This window comes from Variovorax sp. GW823-FHT04F07 (assembly GCF_058795995.1).
The window spans coordinates 218,108-242,288 of record NZ_JBXAIG010000008.1 but is presented as its reverse complement, the minus strand read 5'-3'; the positions used below and the strand labels follow the sequence as shown (position 1 = coordinate 242,288).

Annotated in this window: 16 protein-coding genes; 9 read left to right on the top strand and 7 right to left on the bottom strand. The window is 68.4% G+C overall.

Annotation, left to right across the window (positions count from 1 at the left end; translation table 11 throughout):
• Positions 1-4: 4 nt before the first annotated feature.
• The 3 genes from mutS to AC1RAA_RS28490 are packed head-to-tail and all read right to left on the bottom strand — an operon-like array spanning position 5 to position 3,365.
• Entirely contained in the window at positions 5-2,662 is a 2,658-nt protein-coding gene (gene mutS, locus AC1RAA_RS28500; protein ID WP_095746137.1) for a DNA mismatch repair protein MutS, read from the bottom strand.
• 32 nt (positions 2,663-2,694) lie between these two features.
• Positions 2,695-3,027: a helix-turn-helix domain-containing protein gene (locus tag AC1RAA_RS28495; RefSeq protein WP_159270960.1), complete on the bottom strand. Its 333-nt coding sequence runs from the start codon at positions 3,025-3,027 to the stop codon at positions 2,695-2,697.
• Positions 3,024-3,365 carry a type II toxin-antitoxin system RelE/ParE family toxin gene (locus AC1RAA_RS28490; RefSeq protein ID WP_492727789.1) on the bottom strand — a complete coding sequence of 114 codons (342 nt, stop codon included), beginning with the start codon at positions 3,363-3,365 and terminating at the stop codon, positions 3,024-3,026. Before AC1RAA_RS28490 ends, AC1RAA_RS28495 begins: the two co-directional genes overlap by 4 nt.
• Positions 3,366-3,706: 341 nt before the next feature.
• Between AC1RAA_RS28490 and AC1RAA_RS28485 the strand changes: the two genes are divergently transcribed.
• From AC1RAA_RS28485 to AC1RAA_RS28470, 4 genes are all read left to right on the top strand, one after another.
• On the top strand, positions 3,707-3,895 hold the full coding sequence (locus AC1RAA_RS28485; protein WP_354344848.1) for a polysaccharide deacetylase: 189 nt from the start codon (positions 3,707-3,709) through the stop codon (positions 3,893-3,895).
• A gap of 133 nt (positions 3,896-4,028) precedes the next feature.
• Positions 4,029-4,598 carry a hypothetical protein gene (locus AC1RAA_RS28480; RefSeq protein WP_492727788.1) on the top strand — a complete coding sequence of 190 codons (570 nt, stop codon included), beginning with the start codon at positions 4,029-4,031 and terminating at the stop codon, positions 4,596-4,598.
• Positions 4,599-4,631: 33 nt separating this feature from the next.
• Complete coding sequence (corA, locus tag AC1RAA_RS28475; RefSeq protein WP_492727787.1) at positions 4,632-5,615, top strand: magnesium/cobalt transporter CorA; 984 nt, start codon at positions 4,632-4,634, stop codon at positions 5,613-5,615.
• A 108-nt stretch (positions 5,616-5,723) separates the two neighbouring features.
• Positions 5,724-6,233 (top strand): DUF2846 domain-containing protein, encoded by a 510-nt coding sequence (locus tag AC1RAA_RS28470; protein WP_492727786.1) that lies wholly within the window; start codon positions 5,724-5,726, stop codon positions 6,231-6,233.
• 133 nt (positions 6,234-6,366) lie between these two features.
• Here AC1RAA_RS28470 and AC1RAA_RS28465 read toward each other — a convergent pair whose 3' ends face one another.
• The 4 genes from AC1RAA_RS28465 to AC1RAA_RS28450 all read right to left on the bottom strand — a co-directional run bounded on the left by AC1RAA_RS28465 (position 6,367) and on the right by AC1RAA_RS28450 (position 11,090).
• Complete coding sequence (locus tag AC1RAA_RS28465) at positions 6,367-7,209, bottom strand: siderophore-interacting protein (RefSeq protein WP_492727785.1); 843 nt, start codon at positions 7,207-7,209, stop codon at positions 6,367-6,369.
• An 11-nt stretch (positions 7,210-7,220) separates the two neighbouring features.
• Positions 7,221-7,808, bottom strand: a complete 588-nt coding sequence (locus AC1RAA_RS28460; RefSeq protein ID WP_062474958.1) for a PadR family transcriptional regulator — start codon at positions 7,806-7,808, stop codon at positions 7,221-7,223.
• A 129-nt stretch (positions 7,809-7,937) separates the two neighbouring features.
• Positions 7,938-10,247, bottom strand: a complete 2,310-nt coding sequence (locus tag AC1RAA_RS28455; RefSeq protein WP_492727784.1) for a sensor histidine kinase — start codon at positions 10,245-10,247, stop codon at positions 7,938-7,940.
• Positions 10,248-10,262: 15 nt separating this feature from the next.
• Complete coding sequence (locus tag AC1RAA_RS28450) at positions 10,263-11,090, bottom strand: response regulator transcription factor (RefSeq protein WP_070062643.1); 828 nt, start codon at positions 11,088-11,090, stop codon at positions 10,263-10,265.
• A 621-nt stretch (positions 11,091-11,711) separates the two neighbouring features.
• Here AC1RAA_RS28450 and AC1RAA_RS28445 point away from each other — a divergent pair.
• From AC1RAA_RS28445 to bamE, 5 genes are all read left to right on the top strand, one after another.
• Complete coding sequence (locus AC1RAA_RS28445) at positions 11,712-18,821, top strand: tandem-95 repeat protein (RefSeq protein ID WP_492727783.1); 7,110 nt, start codon at positions 11,712-11,714, stop codon at positions 18,819-18,821.
• 61 nt (positions 18,822-18,882) lie between these two features.
• A complete protein-coding gene (locus AC1RAA_RS28440) occupies positions 18,883-20,217 on the top strand; it encodes a TolC family outer membrane protein (RefSeq protein ID WP_492727782.1) in 1,335 nt (444 codons plus the stop codon).
• Positions 20,214-22,406: a type I secretion system permease/ATPase gene (locus AC1RAA_RS28435; protein ID WP_492727781.1), complete on the top strand. Its 2,193-nt coding sequence runs from the start codon at positions 20,214-20,216 to the stop codon at positions 22,404-22,406. The genes AC1RAA_RS28440 and AC1RAA_RS28435 overlap by 4 nt, the downstream gene beginning before the upstream one ends.
• Positions 22,403-23,662: a beta-barrel domain-containing protein gene (locus AC1RAA_RS28430; RefSeq protein WP_492727780.1), complete on the top strand. Its 1,260-nt coding sequence runs from the start codon at positions 22,403-22,405 to the stop codon at positions 23,660-23,662. Before AC1RAA_RS28435 ends, AC1RAA_RS28430 begins: the two co-directional genes overlap by 4 nt.
• A gap of 66 nt (positions 23,663-23,728) precedes the next feature.
• On the top strand, positions 23,729-24,172 hold the full coding sequence (bamE, locus tag AC1RAA_RS28425; RefSeq protein WP_062479197.1) for an outer membrane protein assembly factor BamE domain-containing protein: 444 nt from the start codon (positions 23,729-23,731) through the stop codon (positions 24,170-24,172).
• Positions 24,173-24,181: the final 9 nt, after the last annotated feature.

The window sequence follows — 24,181 nt, the reverse complement described above, 5'->3', positions numbered from 1 at the left end:
CCGCTCATGCGGTACTGCGTTCACGTGCGTTCAGTTTCTGGAGGGCATAGAGCGCGTCGAGGGCTTCGCGCGGGCTCATGGCGTCCGGGTCGAGGGCAGCCAGCGCGGATTCTACGGCGCTGGCCATGGGGGTTTCGGTGGCCGGTGGCGGCGCGAACAGGTCGACCTGCGCACGCGTTTGCGCATGCTGCGATTCGAGCGCGTCGAGGGCCTGGCGGGCATGGTTGACCACCGCCGCGGGCATGCCTGCGAGGCGCGCCACCTGGATGCCGTAGCTCTTGCTGGCCGGGCCGGGCTGCATTTCGTGCAGGAACACGATGTCGCGGCCCGACTCGGTCGCGCTCACGTGCATGTTCACGGCGCCGTGGTGCGTGGCCGGAAACTCGGTGAGCTCGAAGTAGTGCGTGGCGAACAGCGTGAAGGCCTTGCTGCGGTCGTGCAGCTGCGCCGCGATGCCGGCCGCCAGCGCCAGGCCGTCGAAGGTGCTGGTGCCGCGGCCGATTTCGTCCATCAGCACCAGCGACTGCGCCGTGGCGCTGTGCAAGATTTGCGCGGCCTCGGTCATCTCGAGCATGAAGGTCGACTGCGCGTTGGCCAGGTCGTCCGCCGCGCCGATGCGCGTGTGGATCGCGTCGATCGGCCCGAGCCGGCAGGCCGTGGCCGGCACGTGCGAGCCGATGGAGGCCAGCAGCACCACGATCGCCACCTGCCGCATGTAGGTCGACTTACCGCCCATGTTCGGGCCGGTGATGATCTGCATGCGCTGCTGCGGCCCCATCTGCGTGTCGTTGGCAATGAAGCCGCCCGACGACTTCTCGGCCAGTCGCGCCTCCACCACCGGGTGGCGGCCCTGCTGGATCTCGATGCACGGGTGCGACACGAAGGTCGGCGCGCGCCAGTTCAGCGTGTGCGAGCGCTCGGCCAGCGCGCACAGCGCGTCGAGCGCGGCAATGCCGCCGGCCAACTGCGTGAGCGCGGGCACCGAGGGCTGCAGGGCGTCGAGCAGCTGCTCGTACAGCCACTTCTCGCGCGCCAGTGCGCGGTCTTGCGCGCTCAGCGCCTTGTCTTCGAAGGCCTTGAGTTCGGGCGTGATGAAGCGCTCGGCGTTCTTCAGCGTCTGGCGGCGGCGGTAGTTGTCGGGCACCTTCGAGAGCGCGCTTTGCGTCACCTCGATGTAGAAGCCGTGCACGCGGTTGAACTGCACGCGCAGGTTGCTGATGCCGGTGCGCTCGCGCTCGCTGATCTCGAGCTTGAGCAAAAAGTCGTCGCAGTTCTCGCTGATCTCGCGCAGCTCGTCGAGCTCGGCGTCGTGGCCGGTGGCGATCACGCCGCCGTCGCGCACCAGCGCCGACGGATCGGGCTTGATCGCGCGCACCAGCAGGTCGGCGCAGCCCGGCGGCGGCGCCAGGCGCTCGGTGATCTGCGCCAGCAGCGCGGCGGCGCCCGGCAGCAGCGGCGCCAGCTGCTCGGCCTTCGCCAGCGCGAGCTGCAGCGCCACCAGTTCGCGCGGGCGCACCTGGCGCAGCGCGATGCGTGCCGCGATGCGTTCCACATCGCTCGTGTTCTTCAGTTGCTCGCGCAGCGTGCGCCAGGGCGCGGCGGTGGCGCCGGGCCCGGGGGACTGCAGCGCACCGATGGCGTCGAGTCGGCCTTGGGCTTCGCTGCGGTCGCGGCGCGGCGAGAGCAGCCAGCGCTTGAGCAGGCGGCTGCCCATGCCCGTCATGCAGGTGTCGAGCAGCGAGAACATCGTGGGCGAGTCTTCGCCGCGCAGCGTCTGCACCAGCTCCAGGTTGCGGCGTGTGGTGGGCGGCAGCTCGATCAGGTCGCCGTCGCGTTCCACCGACAGCCGCTGCACGTGCGACAGCGCGCGGCCCTGCGTGTGCTCGGCATAGCCCAGCAGCGCGGCGGCGGCGGCGTGCGCGTTGCCCAGCGATTCGGCGTTCCACGCCGCGAGGCTGTGGCTGCCCATCTGCTCGCTGAGCTTGCGTTCGCCCAGGCCGGGATCGAACTGCCAGGCCGGACGCAGCGACAGCGTGAACGGCACGGCCGCGCGCGCGGCCTTCAGACGCTGCTCGAAGGCGGGCGTGACCTCGGCGCTGTACAGCAGCTCGCTCGGTGCGATGCGCGCGATCCACGCTTCGAGTGCATCGGCCGGGCACTCGGCCAGCCGCAGCTCGGCGCCCGTCACGCTGAGCCAGGCCAGCCCGCAGAAATTGCGCGTGCCCGCGTGCACGGCGAGCAGCAGCGAATCGCTCTTGTCGTTGAGCAGTTCCGAGTCGGTCAGCGTGCCGGGCGTGACCACCCGCACCACCTTGCGTTCGACCGGCCCCTTGCTGGCGCCGACCTCGCCCACCTGCTCGCAGATGGCGACCGATTCACCCAGCTTGATGAGCCGCGCGAGGTAGGTGTCGACCGAGTGGAAGGGTACGCCGCACATCAGCACCGGCTGCCCGGCCGACTGGCCGCGCTGGGTGAGCGTGATGTCGAGCAGGCGCGAGGCCTTTTCGGCGTCGGCCCAGAACAGTTCGTAGAAATCGCCCATCCGGTAGAACAGCAGGGTGTCCGGATGGTCGGCTTTGAGGCCCAGGTACTGCGCCATCATGGGCGTGTGCCCGGAGAAGTCGCTGGAGGAGGGGGCGGGGTGGGCAGTCGTCGTTTTCACTCGGGCGATTATCGGGGACGGGCGGACGGGGATCAGCCGACGGTCAACGTGACCGGCTTGCCGATGCGGCTGAGCATTTCGACCAGCGTGTCGATGGTGAACTTGGTCGTTTTCTTGTTCACTACGTCCGACACCCGGGGGCGCGAGACCATCAGGATCTCGGCCGCCTCGGCCTGCTTCAACTGATGCTCGGCGATCCAGTCGGCCAGCGCTTCCATGAGTTGCTGCTTCAGCAGCCGCGTGTCGTTGATCTGCTTGTGCGATGCGGCCTGCAGGCGGCGGGCCTCGGCCGGCGCAAAACCCAGCTCGAGGAAGAGGTTGGCGCCCGGCGGCGTGACGTGGCGGATGGCGGTGTCTGTCTTCATGGTCTGTCCTTCCTGGCGTGGATCACGGCGCGGTAGCGCGCTTCTGCGATGGCCTTGTCTTGCGGGCTGGTGGCCTGTGTCTTCTTTTGAAAGCAGTGCAGGACATAGACCGCTTCCTCGAACTTCGCCACGTACATCACGCGGTAGATGCCACTGGCGTCCCGCAGCCGGATTTCCCGTGTGCCGGCCCCCACATCGTTGAAGGGCTTCCAGTCCGCCGGGTCCAGCCCGGCTTGCACCTTGCCCAGTTCGAAACCCGCCGCGCGGCGCGGTTCCACGGGAAAGGCCAGCAGGTCTGCATAGGACGAGCCCATCCAGCGGATTTCCTTCTCGTCCATTGACGCACTCGCATGTATAAGATTTTATACGCGAAGCCTGGTGCGTTCCGCGCGCCATGACTCCTCCCCTGGGGCGGCATTGTCGAGAAGCGCCGGGGGTTGTCGCGTCGCGTGGCACCATGCCGGGCCCGATGACCGTGAACTTTGTGGGGATCCAGCGCAGATCCACCACGTGGCCTGTTCCAGGCGCGGCGCCCCGCCGCACGCGCTTCTTGGCCATTCCTGAATCCAAACGCTTCCCCCGTGCGTAGTCATGCGCATGCGCATGACTACGCGGGCGCACGCAACCTTCATCGATGGAGACCCCAGTGAGCTACGAGGACATCCGGAAACGATTTCATGTGCCTGCCCGCAAGGGCGCCAGGGTGCTGGTGCACGGGCAGCCCGGCACCGTGACCACAGTGCGGGGGCTCACGCTGCGCGTGCGGCTGGACGGCATGAGCTGGTCGCGGCCGTACCTGCCGGACGAGTTGCAATGGCTGCCGGCCCCGGCGCCCGAGCCGCAGGGGCAGGGCGGCCCCGAGCACTGACGCGGCCGGGCGGCCTGCACCGCCCCTCCTAAAATCCCTCGGCGCAAACCCCGCGTGAAGAACAAAGGCGCCCATGGCCCCGTCGGATGAAATCAAAGGCCCTGCAGCGGACGCGCTCCCGGACACCGCCACCTTGCCCGCTGACCTTGCGGCGCTGTACCTGTGCATGTCGCCGGCCCAGCTGGCGGATCTGCGCAAGTCGAAACGGCCCGAAGGGCGCCCGGGCACGGGCAACACCGGCCCGTCCGTCATCCGGCCCGTGGAAGGCACGGGCGGCGCCAAGGACCCGGCGCTCTACCAGCTCGGCACGCTGCGCGAATTTGCCAAGGCGCACGCCGCCCCCTCGGCCTTCGACACCGCGCTGAACACGGGCCTGCCGGGCTGGTTCGGCGCCAAGCTGCCTTTCTTCGCCGAGCGCGAACCGCGCATCAAGCGCGGCAAGCGCGTGCTCATCGGCGGCGCCTGGGACCGGGCCGATCCGCTGCGCGAGGAGCGCTTCGTCGCGCTGGCCAAGGGCCGCATCCGCTTCACGTCGCTGACGTGTGCCGAAGCCGCGGCGAGCCTGTGGGCCGACGTGGCAAGCCACCGCGCGTTCGCCGACCAGGGGTTGGCCCTGCTCGCGCGCGAGACGCAGGCCATCGAGGCCTCGCTGGCCGACACGGCCCGCCTGGCCGCGACCGCACCGACCGATGCGGCGGCCTGACCTCCCTTCAAGTTCGACGATGGAAGTGCTCCGATGCTGATCAACTGCGTGGCCTATGAAAACGGCGCCAAGCTCGCCGACATTCCCGTCGAGGACATCAGCGACTACATCTCCCGCGCAGGCTGCTTCGTCTGGGTGGCGCTGAGCGACGCCACGCCCGAAGAGCTGGCCCAGATGCAGGACGAATTCGACCTGCACCCGCTGGCCGTCGAAGATGCCCAGCACGGCCACCAGCGCCCCAAGGTGGAGGAGTACGGCGACTCGCTGTTCGTCGTGATGCACCTGGTCGAGCCCTCGACTGAAGCCGAAGGCGAGCACAGCGTGAACGTGGGCGAGGTCAACGTGTTCGTCGGCCGCAACTACGTGCTGTCGGTGCGCAACCGCAGCCAGCAGGGCTTCCTGGGCGTGCGCGAGCGCTGCGAGCGCGAGCCCGACCTGCTGCGCAACGGCGCGGGTTTCGTGCTCTATGCGCTGATGGACGCGGTGGTCGACCGCTACTTTCCGGTGATCGACGCGCTCGAAGTGGAACTCGAATCCATCGAGCAGCAGATATTTGCGCAAGGCGGTGCGGCGCGCGACAAGATCAAGCAGCTGTACGACCTGAAGCGCCGCAGCCTCATCCTCAAGCGCGCGGTGGCGCCGCTGGTGGAGGCGGCGGGCAAGCTGCACGGCGGGCGCGTGCCGCAGATCTGCGTGGGCACGCAGGAATATTTCCGCGACGTGGGCGACCACCTGGTGCGCATCAATGGCTCGATCGACGCGGTGCGCGACACCATCGCCACGGCGGTGCAGGTGAACCTCTCGATGGTCACCATCGAGGAGAGTGAAGTGACCAAGCGGCTCGCCGCCTGGGCCAGCATCTTCGCGGTGTGCACCGCCTTCGCGGGCATCTGGGGCATGAACTTCGAGCACATGCCCGAGCTGAAATTCCGCTATGGCTATGCGATGGCGCTGGGGCTGATCGTCAGCACCTGCGGGTACCTGTACTACCGGTTCAGGCGTGTCGGCTGGCTTTGACGCGAGGCTTGCCAAGCTGAAGCGACTTGTCATCGGCTGACGTTGCGTTGAAGCATCCTGGATGCCAGATCGCTTCCTGGCTCCGAGGTGCCGAGATAGGATCAGCCGATGTTCAACAGGGGGGAAGACATGCGCAGAAAAAGAGCACTCGCGTACGTGCTGACGGCAGTTTTGTTGGCAGGCTGTGCCAATGCGAGGGGGCCGACTTTCCGACCCGCGGAGAACATCAAGCCGGAAGACGGCGTTGTCTACGTTTACCGTGAAGAGGCGTTCGCTTCGGGCGCTCGATCTGCATATTTCTATGTGGATGGCGTCAATGTCTTCAATCTGGATACCGGGGGCTATTCCTGGGCTGCGCTGCCGCCAGGCAGCCACAAGCTGCGCCTGGAGTGGGCGTGGGACATGCTGAAGAAGCCTGTCGAAATGGACATTTCGATCCGCGCCGGCGAAGCTAAGTATGTGGCGCTCAAGACGAACACATGCATGGTTCCAGGCAACGTCACGTGTCTCGATGTTGGGCTGCGCGAAACATCTGCGGCCATTGCTTCTCAGGAAATTCGAAGCATGGCCTTTCAAGAAAACTTCGGGTTGGAGCGTTTGAAGGCGCGCAAGCCCTGATCAAGGCTGGTGCGGGCCAGCCGTTCGCTCTTGACTGGGCACATCGAATCCAGGCACTGGAGGCGGAAATCGTCCGATGTGCTTGGTTCTACGACGAGCCCCAGGCGCCGTCGTTAGACGCCTGCGCCGCGTTTCACTCGTCGTGCGTGTCGTGCGTCGCCACTGCACCGCGACGCCAGTAACCCGACGCCCGAACCCACTTCGGGTTCGCACCGCGCTCGCCCACGAGGTGCGCGCGCAGCGCTTTCGCGATCGCCGATTCACAACCCACCCAGGCGTGGAAGTCGCCGTCCGGCAGCGCCATGGTTTTCAGCGTATCGACCAGCTCGGGGCTCAGTCCCGGTGCGGCGCCTTCGCGGTGCACCCAGCGCAGCGTGAGCTCGGCCTGCGTCTCCAAAGGAATCTCGTCGGCCGCGCTGTCGACTTCCGCCAGCACCACCACGCGCGCACCGGCCGGCAGTTCGGCCAGGCGGCGCGAGATGGCGGGCAGGGCGGTGTCGTCGCCGATCAGCAGGTGCCAGTCGAATTCGGTCGGCACGATGAACGAGCCGCGCGGGCCGCCCACGCCGACGATGTCGCCGGGCTTGGCCTGCTCGGCCCATTGCGTGGCGGGGCCGGCGTCGTGCAGCGCGAAGTCGATCTCCAGCGTGTTGGCTTGTGCGTCGTGGCGGCGCGGCGTGTAGTCGCGCATCGCCGGGCGGCCGCCCTCGGGCCACACGGGGCCGTCGGGGCCGGCGGTCGGCAGCGTGAGCTGGCCGGTGGCGGCATCGGGAAAGAACAGCTTCGCGTGGTCGTCGAAGCCGGGGCTCGTGAAGCCTTCGAGCGCGTCGCCGGTCAGCGTGATGCGGATCAGGTGCGGCGTCACGCGCTGCACGGTCTTCACCGTGAGTTGGCGAAAGCGCAGTTCGTGGCGCACGCGGCGCGGCGTGCGGTCGGGCGTGTTGGAAGAGGACGCAGTGGTTGTGAAGTCGGTCATGTCAGGTTGGTTCAGATGCGTTCGAGCTGTTGTGCGGCGCTGTCGAGCACCGCGGCGAATTCGTGGGCTTGTTGTTCGGTGAGGGGGGCGCCGCCGAGGCGCAGGCGCATCGCGAGCTTGAGGTTCTCGATGGCGCGGGTGACCTGCGGGGGCCGTCCGGCGCGCGGGCCGGCGCCGTCCACGCCGCCCGCCATGCGGGCCATCATGGCGTCGGCCGTCTCGCGGTTGGCGGCCAAAAACTCTTGCCCGCTCGGCGTGATGCTGTAGCGCTTGCGACCGCCGACGTCGGCGGTTTCCACGCTCAGGTAGCCCAGCTCTTCCAGCAGCGTGAGCGTGGGGTAGACCACGCCGGGGCTCGGCGCGTAGGTGCCGCCCAGGCGGTCTTCGATGGCCTTGATGAGCTCGTAGCCGTGCGAGGGCTTGTCGGCAATGAGTTGCAGCAGCACGAAGCGCAGCCCGCCGTGGCCGAACACCCGGCCCGCGCCGCCGCCGCGCCCGCCGCGCATTCCGCGGCCGCCGCCGGCCAGGCCGTCTTCGTGTTCGCCGCGCGGGGCGTGGCGGTGGTGATGGTGGTGCGGAGCGTGGTGAAGGTGGCGCATGGGGATGGCTTTCTTGAGTGGGTCGAGACTATTCTAGATATATCGAAATAGAAAGCGAAAGCCCACCCATCGGGCGACCCTGCCGGCCGCATGGGTTCTGGCGGCGGCGCCCCTTCGGGCGAGGGCGGGCTACAGCGGGCGCAAAGGCGCCGCGCGCGCAATCAGCCGGATCTGCTCGAAATCCAGCCGGTCCAGCGCCTGGCGAAGCGTCAGCACCATCGGCTGGCTGTGCGCCTCCGTGGCCAGCCGGTTCACCCACTCGTGCAGGTCGCTCCAGCGGCCGTCGCGGGCGAGCACTTCGAGTTCGTCCTTCTGCGCCGGCGACAGCGGCGTCAGCACCGGCAGCAGCCGGCCGCGCGCCCGGGGCCTGGCGCGCGGGCGCGGCGCGGCGATGGGTTCCGATGGCGGCGGTGCAGGCGCATCCGAAGGCGCCGGCTCGGTCGACAGCGAGAACACCACCCGCGTCCCCGCGCCCATGCCGCTGTGAATGGCGAGCCGCCCGCCCATCCGCTGCACGATGCGCTGCGCAATCACCAGCCCGAGCCCGCCGCCCGCCATGCTCGGCGCGTTGTCGGCCAGCAGGCGCGTCATGCGCTCGAGCGTGTCGGCGTCGATGCCCGTGCCGCTGTCGGTCACCTCGAAATGCAGCTGCCACGCGCCGTCGCTCGGCTGTGCCTGCAAGCGCAGCCCGATGGCGCCGTTGCGCGTGAACCTGGCCGCGTTCGACAGCAGGTTCAGAACCACCTGCTGCAGCCGCTTGCCGTCCAGGCGGACCAGGGCCGGCAGTTCGCCGTCGATCGTCAGTTCGAAGCTGTTGTGCTGGCGCTGCGCGAGCGCGTGCGCGTACTGCGCGACGTTGTCGACCAGCGTGCGCAGCTGCACCGGCTGCGCCTCGACGGCCAGCGGCGCCAGTTCGCCCTTGGCGTAGTCGACCAGGTCATCGATCAGCTCCAGCTGGTAGGCCGCGCTGCGCTCGATGGTGGCGAGCCGCGCGGGCGCCGGCGTGTCACTGCCGTCCTGCATCAGCTTCAGGTTGCCCAGGATGGTGGCCACCGGCGCGCGCAGGTCGTGGCTGATGTAGGCCAGCAGCTCCTTCTGCTCGCGCGTGCGCTGCTCGGCCTGGCCCAGCGCCTCGCTCAGGGCGCGGGTCTTGCGCACCACTTCTTCTTCGAGCCGCTGCTGCTCCTGGGCCTGCCACTGCAGCAGCGTCTGCTGCGCGGCGTTGCGCTGGCGCGTCTCCTGGAACGACCACGCCGTGATCGCGAACGCGCCCACCAGCATGCCCGGGAACGCCAGCGCATAGTGGTCGAAGTCGGACATCGAACGCTCCGCGAACATCAGCGCCGACATGCGCATCAGCGCGCCCACGCAGATCACCAGCATCACCATCAGCGACAGCCGCCCGCCCGGCCCGGCGCGCCGCTGGTAGATGAAGGTGCAGACCGTGAGCGCGAGCACGATCAGCGGCGCGTTCACGATGCCGATGGCCGCGAAGGTCGCGTAGGGGCCGAGCAAGGTGCCCAGCAGCACGACGATCTCGACGCCGGCCAGCGCGAACAGCAGCGGGCGCCCCGGCACGCGCACCGGGCTCTGGCGGCCGCGCTCGTGAAAGTACAGCAGCAGGCACAGCGCCGTCGCCGCCACCATCACGCTGTGGCCGCGGTAGCTCCAGACGGTGCTGTCGGGCCACAGCGCGATGCGCGCATAGCCCCGGTAGGTGGCCTCGTACAGCGCCAGCAGCGCAAAGCTCCCCGCCTGGAACGCGAGCATCGGCGCGCGCGAAATCCACCACAGCGCCGCCGAATACACCGCGAAGGCCAGCAGCCCGCCGATCAGCAGGCCGCTGAGCAGCGCATGGTTGCGTTCGATGTGATGCCACGCCTCGTCGGTGTGCAGCTCCAGCACCAGCTTGATCTGGCCCGTGCTCATCACGCGCACCAGCACCTGCACCGACTCGCCCGGCTGCAGGTCGATCTGCAGCTGCGGAATGCGGTCGTGGCGGTGCGTGCTGTCCATCGGGTCGGACACGCCGGCCTGCGCGTGGGTCCATGCGGGTTGGCCATTGCGCGTGCGCAGCAGATGAAAGTCGATATGCCGCAGCCACGTCACGTTGAGCCCGAACCGCGCCGTGCGCACCTCATGCGCATCGTTGACCAGCGACAGGCGCAGCCACACCGCCGAGGTCGAGAACCCGCGCATCAGCTGGTCGGGCGTGGCGGGTACGAACCCGTTCGCACCGCCGCTGGGCAAGGCGAGCACCTCGCGCGCCGACAGGCGGGCCGTGGGGTCTTCCAGCACTTCGACGGTCTGTTCGACGGAGACATTGCCCCGGTTCAGCGCGCTGAACCTGACGGCCTCCGCCGCGCTGGCCGCGAAGCCCCACAACCACAAGGCGAGGCCGAGCAGCAAGCCGCTTGCCCACCAGGGGCGTGTGCGCACCGGATGCATCGCGCGTCAGGTGCCGGAACGTTCGACACCGGCCTGGCGACAGGCCGAGGGCGTGCAGTCGAAGTACTCGCGAAACGCCGTCGCGAAATTCGCGGCGCTCGAGAACCCCACCGCCGCAGCGATCTCTTCGATGCGCATGGCCGATTCGAGCAGCAGGCGCTGCGCCTCGTGCAGCCGCGCCTCGCGCACGAACTCGAACACCGTGCGGTTCGTCAGCTCCTTGAACACGCGCGACAGGCGCTTTTCATGCGTGCCCACGCGCGCCGCCAGCTCGCGCAGCGGCAGCACGCGGCTCAGGTCGGCCAGTATCAACCGCTCCGCCGCCTGCATGAGCGCGCGGTCCATGCCCGAGCCCGGCGCGCCGCCGTCGTTCGCGGCGGGGCTGTCGGGCGGGGGCGCCGGCTGCGGGGCAGGGGCGGTGCGCGCCCTGCGGGATTCCGCCAGCGCCAGGTGAATCTCGACGCGGGCCATCACCTCGGCCGGGTCGAAGGGCTTCACGATGTAGTCGACCGCGCCGGCCCGCAGGCCCGTCAGGCGCTCTTCCAGGCTGGCCGACGAGGTCACGAAGATCACCGGGATGTCCGCCGTGGCCGGGTCGGCCTTCAGCAGGCGGCAGGCGGCAAACCCGTCGGTGCCGCCCAGGCGCACGTCCAGCAGCACCAGGTCCATCTGCAGCGTCGTCGCCCGCCGGTAACCCTCCATCGCGTCGAAGGCAAGCGTGATGCGGTAGCCGGTGCCCCGCAGCGTTTCCAGCAAAAGCTTGAGTTCGTCAACGTTGTCGTCGACAACCAGAAGATGAGCTCTCCGGGGCTCCGGAGGTGACCAATAGGACATGGAAAGAGGGGGCGCCGGCACCGCGTTGGAACGCCCTGTGGCCGAAACAATGTAACCAAGAAATTAATTTGGTAATCATTGTCACAAGAAATGCAAATTCATCCAATGACCGGTCTTCATTCCTGATCGATCCGCCCGCCATTGCCGCCCGAGGCCTTAAAAAAGGTGCCGTGGCGAGGGGGGCTGTCAGAGGGAAAACGGAGTGCTGGACAGGGCTCGATCGGTATTGCAGGAAATAGCCGAGCCGATTCCGTCCATCAAAAGAATTGGACGCTCCGGCAAAAGCCCGTAAGCCAAAAGACCGCCAGCGCTCGCTTTCCCAACTTGCGAATTGCTGATTTTCTTTCGCCAATCGTGTGAAGTATTCGACATTCACACACGTTTGTGAACAGTTGTACGCCACGGCAAACGCCACGGCCTCTCCGGCAAAAGTCCGGACACCCCCCCGAACCAAGAATCCCGCCCCATGCAAGCGCAAGCCTGCGTGACCCGCGCACCGGGTCGCGCCGGCGAGTCCTCGAGAGCCACCTGCGGCCTTCGAGATTTCCCAACGTGCGACCCGGGCTGTTCGCTGAAAGCGAGGGCTCGCCCGAGGTCCGGAGTCAAGGAGAAAGACCAATCATGGAAGCTGTTTACAAGTCTGGTGGCGCGTCATCCCGCAAAGCGACGGCGGAAGCCCCTCTGGTTCTGGATCGCCCGTCGATCGTCACGCTGAAGATCGCGCCCGAGAGCGTGCTCAAGTTCGAGCGCCGCGGCGACGACCTCGTGCTCGTGCTGCGCGACGGCCAGGAAGTCGCCGTGCGCGGCTTCTTCGCCGAGTACCCCGACGCCGGCCGCAACGACCTCGTGCTCGAAGACGGTGCCGGCGTGCAGTGGTGGGGCCAGTACACAGCGCCCTGGAAAGACTTCCACTTCACCGAGATCGAATGGAACGACGCCGGCGGCGCCTTGCTGCCCGATGGCGTGCCGGGCTGGCTGCTGGGCGCGCTCGGCGTGCTGGGCGTCGGTGCCGCCGCGAGCGGTGGTGGTGGCGGCGGCGGCGGTGGCCCGGCCTTCATTCCGCCGTTGCTGCCCGCGCAGAACCGCGGCCCCGAAGGCAAGGCCGATCCTGTCGTCACCGATCAAGACAAGCCTGTTAGCGGACAAGTGCAGGCGACCGACCCCGACCGTGACACGCTGAACTACACCGTCGCCAAGGGCCCCGAGCACGGCACCGTCACCGTCGATCCGTCCACCGGCCAGTTCGTCTACACGCCCAAGCCCGGCTACGAAGGCCCCGACAGCTTCGAAGTGACCGTCAGCGATGGCAAGGGCGGCACCACCACCGTCACGGTGCCCGTGACCGTCTCGCCCGTCAACGACGCACCCACCGCACCCGACTACACGGAGACCACGGCCGAAGACACGCCCGTGAGCGGCCGCGTGACCGGCACCGACATCGACAGCGGCGACACGCTGACCTACACGAAGGGCAGCGACCCGGCGCACGGCACGGTCACGGTCAATCCCGATGGCACGTATGTCTACACGCCGAATCCGAACTTCAATGGAACCGATACGTTCACTGTCACGGTGAGTGATGGCCATGGTGGGACGACGACGAGCACGGTGACGGTGACGGTCTCGCCCGTCAACGACGCGCCCGAGGCGCCCGACTACAACGAGACGACGAACGAAGACACGCCGATCAGCGGAAGCGTGGTCGGCACCGACGTCGATGGCGATGCGCTGACGTACGTGAAGGGCAGCGATCCGGCGAACGGCACGGTCACGGTCAATCCCGATGGCACGTATGTCTACACGCCGAACCCGAATTTCAACGGGACCGATACGTTCACCGTGACGGTGAGTGATGGGCATGGCGGTACGACGACGAGCACGGTGACGGTCACGGTCGATCCAGTGAATGACGCACCGACGGTGCCCAACTACAACCAGACCACGAACGAAGACACGCCCGTCAACGGCCAGGTCGTCGGCAGTGACGTGGATGGCGAAACGCTCACGTACGTGAAGGGCAGCGACCCTGCACATGGCACCGTCACGGTCAACGCCGATGGCACGTACACCTACACCCCCGGTGCCAACTTCCACGGCACCGACAGCTTCACCGTCACGGTGAGCGATGGCCACGGCGGCACTGTCACCAGCACCGTGAATGTGACCATCAACCCGGTCAACGACGCACCGACGGTGCCCGACTACACCAAGACCACGAACGAAGACACGCCCGTCAATGGCCAGGTCGTTGGCAGCGACATCGACGGAGACACGTTGACCTACACCAAGGGCAGCGACCCGGCACATGGCACTGTGACGGTCAACGCGGACGGCACGTACACCTACACCCCCGGTGCGAACTTCCACGGCACGGACAGCTTCACCGTGACGGTGAGCGACGGCCACGGCGGCACCACCACCAGCACCGTGAACGTGATCATCAATCCGGTCAACGACGCACCGACGGCGCCCAACTACAACCAGACCACGAACGAAGACACGCCCGTCAACGGCAAGGTGACGGGCGCTGATGTGGACGGCGATGCGCTGACCTACACGAAGGGCAGCAATCCCTCGAATGGCTCGGTGGTCGTCAACCCCGACGGCACCTACACGTACACGCCGAACCCGAACTTCAACGGCACCGATACGTTCACCGTCACGGTCAGTGACGGCCATGGCGGTACGACGACCAGCACCATCACGGTCACCGTCGATCCGGTCAACGATGCCCCCACGGCGCCCAACTACAACCAGACCACGAACGAGGACACGCCCGTCAACGGCAAGGTCATCGGCAGCGACGTCGACGGTGACGCGTTGACCTACACCAAGGGCAGCAATCCTTCGAACGGTGCTGTCACGGTCAATCCCGATGGCACGTACGTCTACACGCCGAACCCGAATTTCCACGGCACTGACACGTTCACCGTCACGGTGAGCGACGGCCATGGCGGCACGACGACGAGCACCATCACGGTCACCGTCGATCCGGTGAACGACGTTCCGACGGTGCCCGACTACACCAAGACGACGAACGAAGACACGCCCGTCAGCGGCCAGGTCGTTGGCAGCGACGTCGATGGCGACACGTTGACCTACACGAAGGGCAGCGACCCAGCGCACGGCACGGTGACGGTCAATGCCGATGGCACGTACACCTACACCCCGGGTGCGAACTTCAATGGCACCGACAGCTTCACCGTGACGGTGAGCGACGGCCACGGCGGTACGACCACCAGCACAGTGAACGTGACCATCAACCCGGTCAACGACGCACCGACAGTCCCCAACTACACCGAGACGACGAACGAAGACACGCCCGTCAGCGGAAAAGTGACCGGCAGCGACGTGGATGGCGACACGCTGACTTATGTGAAGGGTAGCGACCCCGCGAACGGCACGGTGACGGTCAACGCGGACGGCACCTATACCTACACCCCGAATGCCAACTTCAACGGCACCGACACGTTCACCGTCACGGTGAGCGACGGCCACGGCGGCACGACGACCAGCACCATCACGGTCACGATCGATCCGGTCAACGATGCACCGACAGTCCCCAACTACACCGAGACGACGAACGAAGACACGCCCGTCAGCGGCCAGGTCGTCGGCAGCGACGTCGACGGCGACACGCTGACCTACACCAAGGGCAGTGATCCGGCGCATGGCACGGTCACGGTCAACGCTGATGGCACGTACACCTACACCCCGGGTACGAACTTCAATGGCACCGACAGCTTCACGGTCACGGTCAGCGACGGCCACGGTGGGACGACCACCAGCACGGTGAACGTGACCATCAACCCGGTCAACGACGCACCGACGGCGCCCAACTACACCGAGACCACCAACGAAGACACGCCCGTCAATGGCCAGGTCGTTGGCAGCGACGTCGACGGCGACACGTTGACCTACACGAAGGGCAGCGATCCAGCGCACGGCACCGTCACGGTCAATCCCGACGGCACCTACACCTACGTCCCTGGCGCCAACTTCAACGGCACCGACACGTTCACCGTCACCGTGAGCGACGGCCACGGTGGCACGACGACCAGCACCATCACGGTCACCGTCGACCCGGTGAACGACGCCCCCACGGTGCCCAACTACGCCCAGACCACGGACGAAGATACCCCCGTCAGCGGCCAAGTGATCGGCAGCGACGTGGACGGCGACGCGCTGACGTATGCACTGGGCAACGGCCCTGCGCATGGCACCGTCACGGTCAACGCTGACGGCACCTACACCTACGTCCCCAGCGCGAACTTCAACGGCACCGACACGTTCACCGTCACCGTGAGCGACGGTCACGGTGGAACGACCACCAGCACCGTGACGGTCACGATCGACCCGGTGAACGACGCGCCGACGGTGCCCAACTACACCCAGACCACGGACGAAGACACGCCCGTCAGCGGAAACGTGGTCGGCAGTGACGTCGACGGCGACACGCTGACCTACGCGAAGGGCAGCGATCCCGCGAACGGCACGGTCACGGTCAACGCGGACGGCACCTATACCTACACCCCGAATGCCAACTTCAACGGCACCGACACGTTCACCGTCACAGTGAGCGACGGCCACGGCGGTACGACCACCAGCACCGTCACCGTGACGATCGACCCCGTCAACGATGCCCCGGTGTTCGTCGACGGCGGCGGCACGCCGGTCGACGCGGCCACCGGCTACGTCTTCGGCTACGACGAGAACCGCCCCGCAGGCACCGTGCTCGGCACGGTCCACGCCACCGACATCGACAGCGCGAACGTCACTTACAGCATCCTCTCGGGCAACGACAACGGCTACTTCGCCATCAACCCGGTCACGGGCGCGATCAGCCTCACGCCGGCGGGTGCTGCAGCCTTCGTCAACGACTACGAAGCGGGCGCCAATGCGCACTCGCTGGTGATCGGTGCGACCGATGGCACGGCCACGACCACCATCCCCGTCACGCTCAACGAGCAGAACATCAACGACGCACCGACGGTGCCCGACTACGCCAAGACCACGGACGAAGACACACCCGTCAGCGGCAGCGTGGTCGGCAGCGACGTCGACGGCGACACGCTGACCTACGCCAAAGGCAGCGACCCATCGCACGGCACGGTCACCGTCAACGCTGACGGCACCTACACCTACACGCCCAGCGCCGACTTCAACGGCACCGACAGCTTCACGGTGACGGTCAGCGACGGCCACGGCGGCACGACCACCAGCACCGTCACCGTGACCATCAACCCCGTCAACGACGCCCCGGTGTTCGTCGACGGCGGCGGCACGCCGGTCGACAGCGCCACCGGCTACGTCTTCGGCTACGACGAGAACCGCACTGCGGGCACCGTGCTCGGCACGGTCCAAGCCACCGACATCGACAGCGCAACCGTCACCTACAGCATCCTCTCGGGCAACGACAACGGCTACTTCGCCATCGATCCGCTCACGGGCGAGATCAGCCTCACCCCGGCAGGCGCTGCAGCCTTCGTCAACGACTACGAAGCTGGCGCCAACGCGCACGCGCTGGTGGTCGGTGCGAGCGACGGCACCGTCACGACGAACATCCCCGTCACGCTCAACGAGCAGAACGTCAACGAGGCCCCAGAGGCTCCCGACGACACCAAGACCACGGACGAAGACACGCCGGTCAGCGGTCAGATCATCGGCAGCGACGTCGACGGCGACACGCTCACCTACGTGAAGGGCAGCAACCCGTCGAACGGCACGGTGACGGTGAACCCCAACGGCACCTACACCTACGTTCCCAACGCCAACTTCAACGGCACCGACAGCTTCACCGTCACGGTGAGTGACGGCCATGGCGGCACGACCACCAGCACGGTGACCGTGACCGTCAACCCGGTGAACGACCCGCCGACGGCCACGGCGACCGACGCCGGCATCGTCTCCGAAGGCAGCCTGCCCGGCGGCATTGCGGCGGTGGGCGAGCCGCCGGTGCAATCGACCGGCAAGATCTCCATCGCGGACCCCGACAGCCTGGCGGGCGACCTGTCGGTGTCGCTCAGCGGCCCGGCCGGCGTCACCTCCGGCGGCCAGCCGGTGTCGTGGACCTGGGACGCGGGCACGCACACGCTCACGGGCAGCGTCACCGTCGACGGCGTCACCACCGAGGTGATGACCGTGGCGGTGGGCAATGTCAGCGCCACGGGCGCGGGGCAGTTCGAGGCGGGCTACACCGTCACGCTGAAGGCGCCGATCGACCACCCGACGGGCAACGGCGAGGGCGTGTCGAACCTGCACTTCGAGGCGCATGTGAGCGACGGCCAAGCCAGCGCGACGCCGGTGGGTTTCAACGTGCCCGTCAAGGACGATGCGCCGGTGCTCGTGAACGGCGAGCAGTCCGTCGACGTGGCGCCGATCAACACGAACCTGATGGTGATCCTGGACCTCTCCGGGAGCATGGAGGAGGAGACGCCGACGCGGCTTTCCCGTGCGAAGGCGGCCGTCCAGAACCTGATCGACGGCTACGACCTGTACGGCGAGGTGCGGGTGCAGCTCGTCACCTTCAGCACGACCGGGCAGGCACAACAGGCCTGGATGACGGCAGCCGACGCCAAGGCGCTGGTGCAGGACCTGCAGGCCAGTGGCAGCACCAACTACGACGCTGCCCTGGCTTCGGCGATGAGCGGTTTCTCGGCTGGCGGCAAGCTGCAGGGTGCCCAGAACGTGTCCTACTTCCTCACGGACGGCGAGCCGACGCGTGGGGACGGCAACCCCGACCAGCTCGGGAACAGCAGCAGCAGCAACGCGGCTGACAAGGGCATCCAGGCAGCGGAAGAAGCGATCTGGAAGACCTTCCTCACCAACAACAAGATCAACTCGTTCGCACTGGGCCTGGGTTCCAGCCTGGGCCCGACGGAGCAGGCCTACATCGACCCCATCGCCTACAACGGCAACACCGGCACGAACACCAACGGCAAGATCGTCACCGACACGAGCCAGCTGAACGACATGCTGCAAGGCACGATCAGCGTGCCGCCCACGGTCAGCAACCTGCTGACCGGCGGCCTCGGTGGCTCGTCGGGCTTCGGCGCCGACGGTGGCCATGTGTCCACGCTGACCATCGACGGCACCATCTACGCCTTCGACAGCAGCACGGGCCTGATGACGAAGACCGGCCCCGCCACCAGCAGCGACTACAGCTACAACCAGGCGACGCACCAGGTCACCATTGCCACCGACAAGGGCGGCAAGCTGGTGGTGGACTTCGACACGGGCGAGTTCAGCTACCAGGTGGCACCGCGCACCACCACCTCGCACAACTACGACGAGACCCTCAGCTACCAGGTGGTCGACCGCGACGGCGATGCGAGCAACGTGGCCACGCAGACGCTGCACGTCAACTACACGCCTGCAGCGGGGGCGGCAGCGCTCTTCACCTCGGCAGACTCGCTGGGCCTGGCCGGCATCGACGAAGTCACGGTGTCGATCGAGCAGCAACAGCAACCGCACGATGCGCCGCATTTCCCCTTCGGCGACGGTCCGGCATGGGGAGGGCTGCAGCTGTCCGACATGCTGCAGGGCTTCGGCGCCGCGGAGTCGCTGCATGCGCTGCTGCAGGCCGCGTTCCCGCCGGCCTTCGGGGGCGCGCAGGCGTCTCCCACGGTGCTGTCGCTGGCGTCCTCGGCCGATTCGCTCGCGGCCTACGCACCGCCCGTGGCGACTTCGCTCGACGACGAGCTCCACATGGGCCTCGCGCTTCACCACTGACCGACCGGTGTGCCGGCGCCGCTTGCGGCGTCGGCACCTGGTGGTCTGCACGTCTTCACGCATGCTTGCTTCCCGTCATCTTTCGTCTGCTGCCGCGGGCCTTTTCTTCCTGCTCGCCGGATCGGCGGCGCTTGCGCAAGCGAGCACCGTCGCCCCGCTGGGCATGGCCGAGGCCGTGCGCCTGGCCGCCACCTCGCACCCGACCGTGCGCAACGCCGTCGGCCAGGCGCTGCAGGCGGGCGAGGGCATTGCGGCCGCGCGCTCGGGCTACTACCCGCAGGTCAGCGCCGGCGTCAGCGCGCGCACGGGCAACCGCCAGCTGCAGGCCGACGGTCGCCGCCAGGTGCACCAGGCCTCGCTGTCGGTGACCCAGCTGCTGTACGACTTCGGCAAGGTGTCGAGCGCCGTGAGCGAGGCCGAAGCCTCGGCCACGGCCGCGCGCGCCAAGCTGCTCGTGGCGGTCGACGACGTGGTGCGCGACACCGCGCAGGCATGGATCGAAGTGCATCGCCAGCAGGCGCTCGGCGAAATCGCGCAGGCCCAGGTGAAGGGCGTGCAGTCGCTGGCGGGCCTCGTGGGCGAGCGCCAGGCCAAGGGCGCCACCAGCCAGTCCGACGTGGCACAGGCGCAGTCGCGCCTGGAAGCCGCGCGCGCCCAGCAACTCAACACCGCGTCGCAGGCCGAGCGCTGGCGCCTGAACCTCATGCACCTGACCCAGGGCCGCACGCCGGCCGACATCGCCGGCGAAGCGCCCGCGCCGCTCGCGAGCGCCTGCGCCGCGCTGCCGCAGACGGCCTTGCCCGCACCGACCGTGCAGATGGCGCAGGCCGAGCGCGACATGGCGCAGGCCGCGCTGCGCGGTGCCGATGCGCAGCTGCTGCCCACGCTGTCGCTCAACGCCGCCGTCAACCGGGGGCTCGAATCGGGCGCGCGGCCCGCCGGCCAGTCGGCCAACGAAAGCACGTTCACCGTCAACTTCACCGCGCCGCTGTACGAAGGCGGGCGCAGCCAGGCCCGCCAGCGCGCCGCCGCGCACGCCGTCGAGGCGGCCGAGGCCGCGCTGGGTTATGCAGAACTCAGCGTGCGCCAACGGCTCGAAGACGCGCGCGTGCAGTCGCAGGGCCACGCGCTGCGCCTGCCCGTGCTCGCCGCGCGCGTGCACAGCACGCAGCGCACGCGCGACCTGTACCGCGAGCAGTACCTGCAGCTGGGCACGCGCTCACTGCTCGACCTGCTCAATGCCGAGCAGGAATTCCACGGCGCGCGCTTCGAGCAAGCCGAGAGCGCGCACGAAGTGCAGCGTCTCGCGGTCGAGTGCCTGTACCAGTCGGGCCGCCTGCGCGAGGCCTTCGGGCTGGTCGATGCGGGCGAGCTCGTCGCCGGAGGCCAGCCATGACCGCCACCACCATGCCCGAACTGTCCGCCGCGCGCGGCCCCGAGCTGCTCGCCGGCTGGGTCGATGCCGTGCTGGCCGTGGCCGCCCACTACCACCTCGACACCTCGCGCGAACGCATCCGCGGTGCCGCCGCATGGAGCGACCACGAAGACATCGGCGAGCGCGTGCGCCAGATGGCCCGCCAGGCCGGGCTCACCGTGCGCCAGGTCGCGCCGCGCCTGGACACCCTGAGCCCCTGGCGCCTGCCCGTGGTGCTGCAGCTGCGCGACGGGCAGGTGGCCGTGGTCACCGCCATCTCGGCGCAGGGCCTGCGCGTGATGCTCGGTGGCGACCAGGGCGCGGAAACCGTCTGCACCGTGGATGAGCTGCAGCCCGCGCTCGAAGCCATGGCCGTGCTGCGGCCCGCGCAATCGGCACCCGACTCGCGCGTGGACGCCTACATCCGCCCCGTGGAGCCGCACTGGCTGCGCCAGATCGTGCTGGCCGACTGGCGGCCCTACGCCCACATCCTCGTCGCGTCGCTGGCCTACAACCTGATGGCGCTGGCCGGCACGCTGTTCTCGATGCAGGTGTACGACCGCGTCGTGCCCGCGCAGTCGCTGCCCACGCTGCATGTGCTGTTCGGCGGCGTGCTGCTGTCGATCGCGTTCAGCTGGGTCATGCGCGGCGCGCGCATGCGCATCACCGACGTGGTGGGCAAGCGCGCCGACCTGCGCATTTCGGACCGCGTGTTCGGCCACGCGCTGCGCGTGCGCGGCTCGGCGCGCCCGCGTGCCACCGGCACCTTCATCTCGCAGCTGCGCGAGCTGGAGCCCGTGCGCGAAATGCTCACGTCGACCACCGTGGCGGCCGTGGCCGACCTGCCGTTCTTCTTCGTGTTCTGCGTGCTCTTCTGGTTCATTGCCGGCTGGCTCGTGCTCGTGCCGCTGGCCGCGTGCGTGCTGCTGATCGTGCCCAGCCTGCTGGCGCAACCGCGCCTGCGCGCGCTGGCCCAGACGGGCATGCGCGAGTCGTCGCTGCGCAACGCCATGCTGGTCGAGGCCGTGCAGGGCATCGACGACATCAAGGGGCTGCAGGCCGAGCCGCGCTTCCAGAACCAGTGGAACCACTACAACGCCGTCAACGCCGACTCGGGCCTGCAACTGCGCGCGCTGCTCAACACCCTGAGCAACTGGACGCAGACCGTGCAGGGTGCCGCCTTCGCCTTCGTCGTGTTCTTCGGTGCGCCGCTCGTGATGGACGGCCACATGAGCACCGGTGTGCTCGTGGCCGCGTCGATCCTGTCGACCCGCATGCTCGCGCCGCTGGCCGGCGTGACGCAGGTGCTCAACCGCTGGCAGCAGGCGAAGGTGGCCGGCGAAGCGCTCGACCAGCTCATGAAGCTCCCGGTCGACCACCCGCCCCACGAGACCCGCGTGCACCGGCCCGCCGTGCAGGGCGACTACACGCTGCGCGACGCCGTCTTCAGCCACGACGGCCAGACCACCGCGCTGCACGTGAAGGCGCTGCACATCGGCGCCGGCGAACGCATTGCCGTGCTCGGGCGCAACGGCGCGGGCAAGTCGACGCTGCTGCAGGCGCTGTCGGGCCTTATCGAACCGCGCGCGGGCAGCGTGCTGCTCGACGGCGTGTCGATGGCTCACATCGACCCCGCCGACGTGCGCCGCGACGTCGGCCTGCTCGCGCAGGACGCGCGCCTGTTCCACGGCACCCTGCGCGAGAACCTGCAGATGGGCACCCCCCACGCCACCGACGCCGAACTGGTGGCGGCCCTGCAAGCCACCGGCGCCTGGGCCTTCGTGCGCCGCCTGCCCACCGGGCTGGACCATCCGCTGCTCGAAGGCGGGCGCGGCCTCTCGGGCGGACAGCGCCAGAGCCTGCTGCTCGCGCGGCTCCTGCTGCGCCGCCCCGGTGTGCTGCTGCTCGACGAGCCCACCGCCTCGCTCGACGAAGTGGCCGAGCGCGAAGTGATCGAACAACTGCGCGCGCTGCCCGCCGGCCGCACGCTGGTGCTGGCCACGCACCGCCCGGCCGTGCTCGAGGCGGTCGACCGCATCCTCGTGGTGGACGGCGGCGCCGTCGTGCTCGACGGGCCGAGCGACCAGGTGATGGCGCGGCTGCGCCAGGGCGCGGCCGCCTCGCGCGAGGCGATGGCCTCCGCAGGCCGCAGCAAGGAGGGGCAGGCATGAACGCCGTGACATTGACCAAGGCGCAGGTGCAAGCACAGGCACAGACACAAGCGCAGGCACCGGCCGTATCCACCGCCACCGTGTGGGGCCCCGGCGGCGCCGACGACTTCGACGAGGCCCGCGCCAGCGGCTCCGCGCGCGTCGTGTGGTTCATCGCGCTCTTTCTGCTCGCCTTCTTCGTGTGGGCCTGGTGCTTCGAGATCGACGAGGTGTCCAGCGGCATGGGCAAGGTGATTCCCAGCTCGCGCGAGCAGCGCATCCAGTCGCTCGAAGGCGGCATCCTGGCCGAGCTGCGCGTGCAAGAAGGCCAGATCGTCGAGAAGGGCCAGGTGCTCGCACAGCTCGACCCCACGCGCGGCGAATCGAACGTGGAAGAAACCGCCGCGCGCTACCGCGCCGCGCTGGCCAGCAGCGTGCGCCTGCGCGCCGAGGTGCAAGGGCAGGGCAGCCTGCAGTTCCCCGCCGAGCTGAAGGCCTACGCGCAACTGGTCGATTCCGAAAGCGCGCTCTTCCGCTCGCGCCAGGGCAGCCTGCGCGACACCGTGTCCGGCCTGGGCCAGGCGCTCGCGCTCGTGCGCAAGGAGCTCGACATCACCCGCTCGCTGCAGGTGAGCGGCGCGGCCAGCAACGTCGAGCTCATCCGCCTGCAACGCCAGGCCGCCGACCTGGAGCTGAAGATTGCCGAGGCGCGCGCCAACTACATGGTGCGCAGCCGTGAAGAGCTGGCCAAGGCCGATGCCGAGGTCAAGTCTTTGTCGTCCGTGGTGCGCGGGCGCGCCGACTCGCTCGAGCGGCTCACCTTGAACTCGCCCGTGCGCGGCATCGTCAAGAGCTTGCAGGTGACCACCATCGGCGGCGTCGTGCCGCCCAACGGCTCGCTGCTGACCCTCGTGCCGCTCGACGACCAACTGCTGGTCGAGGCGCGCATCTCGCCGCGCGACATCGCCTTCATGCGGCCCGGGCAGGAGGCGCAGATCAAGATCACCGCCTACGACTACGCCGTGTACGGCGGCCTCAAGGGCCGCGTGGTGACCATCGCGCCCGACACCCAGCGCGACGAGGTCAAGCCCGAGATCGTGTACTACCCCGTGCTCGTGCGCACCGACTCCGACGCACTCACCGACAAGGCCGGCCGCCGCATGCCCATCGTGCCCGGCATGGTGACCACCGCCGACATCCGCACCGGCCGCAAGACCGTGTGGGACTACCTGACCAAGCCGCTGAACAAGGCGCGCGAAGCCATGCGCGAGCGCTGACCCGCGCGCGCCCATCTCTCCCCGCAAACCCATCCGACACCCATCCGACCCAAGAGGACGCTAGCCATGAAAACCACCCCGCACGCATCCCCCGCCGCTGCCGCCTTCGTGCTCGCCGCCGCGCTGCTCGGCGCCGCCGCTCCTGCGGTGGCCCGCGACAACCCCGTGGACCCCGTGAGCAACCCCGACAAGCTCGACTACCGCGACGTCGAGGCGCGCCGCCCCGACTTCAAGGAGCCCTTTCTGCGCGACGGTGTCGTGTCGCGGCCCGAGCGCTTTCGCGAGATCAAGCCCGGCCTCAACCAGGCCCAGGTGCTCGCCGTGCTCGGGCAGGCCCTGAAGCAACAGCGCGGCGCGCTCGGCACCGAGTGGGACTACCACTTCAAGTTCCAGATGCCCCAGTCGGCCAACTACCTCGTGTGCCAGTACAAGGTCGTGTTCGACGACAGCCAGGCCGTGCGCAGCGCCGTGTGGCGCCGCCGCCAATGCCTGGACCTGCTGCCGCGCTGAGCCGCAACG